This window comes from Zavarzinella formosa DSM 19928, from assembly GCF_000255705.1.
In the GTDB taxonomy this organism is placed as follows: domain Bacteria; phylum Planctomycetota; class Planctomycetia; order Gemmatales; family Gemmataceae; genus Zavarzinella; species Zavarzinella formosa.
This window is the reverse complement of record NZ_JH636446.1, coordinates 349,886-352,615: the sequence shown is the minus strand read 5'-3', so window position 1 is coordinate 352,615 and position 2,730 is coordinate 349,886. Positions and strand designations below refer to the sequence as shown.

The 2,730-nt window shown below is 59.3% G+C and carries 3 protein-coding genes and 1 pseudogene; 2 read left to right on the top strand and 2 right to left on the bottom strand.

What is annotated here, in order from left to right; translation table 11 throughout:
* Positions 1–357, bottom strand: a 357-nt coding sequence (locus BGIM_RS54165; RefSeq protein WP_020474521.1) for an IS256 family transposase, incomplete at its 3' end; no start/stop codon positions are given.
* An 85-nt stretch (positions 358–442) separates the two neighbouring features.
* Between BGIM_RS54165 and BGIM_RS54160 the strand changes: the two genes are divergently transcribed.
* Together BGIM_RS54160 and BGIM_RS0136105 are read left to right on the top strand one after the other, a co-directional pair.
* Positions 443–2,077 carry an ATP-dependent DNA helicase gene (locus BGIM_RS54160; protein WP_052640151.1) on the top strand — a complete coding sequence of 545 codons (1,635 nt, stop codon included), beginning with the start codon at positions 443–445 and terminating at the stop codon, positions 2,075–2,077.
* Entirely contained in the window at positions 2,064–2,453 is a 390-nt protein-coding gene (locus BGIM_RS0136105; RefSeq protein WP_020474520.1) for a hypothetical protein, read from the top strand. The genes BGIM_RS54160 and BGIM_RS0136105 overlap by 14 nt, the downstream gene beginning before the upstream one ends.
* 7 nt (positions 2,454–2,460) lie before the next feature.
* Here BGIM_RS0136105 and BGIM_RS67470 read toward each other — a convergent pair.
* A pseudogene (locus BGIM_RS67470) lies at positions 2,461–2,730 on the bottom strand (ATP-binding protein); the annotation flags it as partial.

Here is a 2,730-nt window from a genome sequence, read left to right as displayed (position 1 = left end):
CAGGCGGCGTTGGTGTTTGGCGATCACCTGCGGCTCGAAGGTGCCCCGCCGGTCACGCGGGGTCTGGAGCGTGAACTCCCCCATATCACCGCCGACCGTCTTGCGGGAATGTCCGTTGCGACGATTTTTGGCCGCCGGTTTGGCATCGTCGGGAACAGCGGCGGGTTCGACGGGACCGGCCGCCAACGCCGGGGTTGGCCGGCGTCCGAGATGAACATCCATCTCGGTGTTGAGCATCCGTTCGAGGGCCGACTTCATCATCGTCCGCATCAGGGCGTTGAGGTCGTCAATCGTCGTGGCCTGCGCGGCCATGTCCCGCGCCAGTTGCTCGGCTTGGGATTTCAAGATCGCGTCCATGCGTAATCTCCGTCAAAGAAAGAGGATGGGTAATACCCGTTCCACTCCCCTGACACAAGATTCCTTACAAGCCCCGAAGCATGTCATGGCGACATTGCCGACACCCATCGAGTCGGGTGCTTTCGCACCTCCGAAGCAAGCCGACCGTGCCACACGTTCGTCCATCTCACAAGCACTTTTTGACTCTCACGGGCGAACTTCAAATTCCGTTGTCTCTCAAAATGACCCGCTTCCGAGAACCAACGGTACGGTTAAGTCCTCAAATGACCCCATTCCAGAACTAAGCCCCTCCCAACGCGCCGCCGTCCGTCACGTCTGGTCCTCCCCCGACCGCATCATCCTCGTCCGCGGTTACGCCGGTTCCGGCAAAACCACCCTGACCAAAACGGCCCTTGCTGGCATCGACCTGCCGACCGTCGTGCTTGCTCCCTCCAGTGAAGCCTCTCGCGGTGTCCTCCGTCGAGACGGTTTTGAGGGAGCCGACACGCTGGCCCGGTTCCTCGTGGACGACAAGTTCCAGGAGCAGGCCCGCAATGGCCTGGTCTGGCTCGACGAAGCCTCGCTGGCTGGCGGTCACGACATGGCACGGCTGGTTAAGTTAGTTGACTCACTCAATGCTCGCCTCGTCCTCTCGGGTGATCCCCGTCAGCACAAGAGCGTCGCCCGTGGTGACATTCTCACCCTGTTGGAAGAGAAGGCCGGTCTGCCCGCCGCCTCCGTGTCAGAAATCCAACGCCAACGAGGAAACTATCGCAAGGCCGTGGAGAAGATCGCCAATGGCTACGTTTCGGACGGTTTCGCCATCCTCGACCATTTCGGCTGGATCAGAGAAATGGCTGGCGACGACAAGTACGCCCACGCGGCCGCTGAATACGTCTCCTCCTTAAAGGAAGGAAAATCCACCTTGTTGGTCTGCCCCACTCATAAAGAAGGCGACCTACTCACAGAACGGGTCCGAAAGGAGATGTCTGCCGCCGGGCTGCTCACCGGTGAAGAACGCACGTTTGAAGTCCTCAAGCCCACCAACTGGACCGGGGCCGAACGCTCCGACCCAAGGAACTACCACGAAGGCCACGTCATCCGATACATCCGCAATGGTGCGGGAGTGAAGAGCGGGACGAAGCTCGATTACACTGAAGAACTGGACGAGGCGATCAAGACCAACCCAGGAGCCTTTCAGGTCTACGAGCGCGGTAGTGTCAGTTTGCGAAAGGGCGACACGATCCGCTTCACATCTAATCAGGAGGTGGATGGGCACAAGGTCAACAACGGTTCCTCGTACACCGTGGATGGTTTCGACAAGTCGCACATCATTCTGAACAACGGCTGGAAGCTGAAACAGGACAATGGCATGTTCACCTCCGGGTTGGTTGACACCAGCTACGCTGCCCAGGGGAAGACGGTGGACAATGTGATCGTCGTGCAGGGAAACCAGTCGCTGCCGGCGTCGAATATGGCTCAGTTCTATGTGTCGGTTTCCCGTGGAAGGAAGCAGGCGAGCATCTATGTGGACTCGAAAGCCGAAACGCTGGAGGCGGTGAAGCGGGACGACAAGCGGTTGCTGGCGAGTGATCTGGTGAGGCGTCCCCGCAAAAAGATTCGAGAACGGCTAAAGAAACACATCGCATTTCTGCGACAGCTTCCATCTTTAGTTAGCTCCAAGGCCAGAGATGTGGTACTTGGGCGAGGAAAGGATCAGATCAGTTATGGCTACGAGTAAATTTCTTGAGAACCTTCGGGAAACGACCAAGCCCAAGGATGAAGACACCCGCCCCGAGGACGACGACAGCATCGAAAGCCTTGCGGGCGATGGGAGGGATTCCCGGCATCAGGTGCTCGCGGTGCAACTTGTGCAACAATCGCGTGATTCTCGCGCAGTGCTTTACGGATCGATCATAGGGACCATCGACTACAACCCGAGCAAGGGCGTCCATTGGCATTTTGAGGGGAAGAACGGGTTGGAGCGAGTGGATATTGCCGGTCGCCTGCTCGACAGAATTTACGACAAGCTCACCTGCGGCAAGCGCGAAACAATAAAAGTGAACGGCGACTCAGTCACCTCCATTGCCTTCAGCAAGGTGGAAGAAGCTGAATGAGTCGGTGTCACGTGACAATCGCCGGCCAGTGGAACCAACATAGGTAATCCGGCCCGTCCATTGCGGCGCCCAGGTATCTCCCGGTCACGGCCTCGGCCGGGCTGTCAAGACCGAAGCAGGCGGCGATGATCTCGGCGCAGTTGGCCAGGCCGACCCCGTGTCCGCCCCGCGTCACGCCCCCGGCGAACAGTCTCGCGGGGTCCGGGGCCGCCGACGCGAGGAACGCGGCCTGGTCCGAATCCACCCGGTTTTGCACCACCCACCGGACCAAGTCAGC

Coding starts and splice junctions, on each gene's coding strand:
- BGIM_RS54160 (WP_052640151.1), top strand. CDS start 443: ATGGCGACATTGCCGACACCCATCGAGTCGGGTGCTTTCGCACCTCCG.
- BGIM_RS0136105 (WP_020474520.1), top strand. CDS start 2,064: ATGGCTACGAGTAAATTTCTTGAGAACCTTCGGGAAACGACCAAGCCC.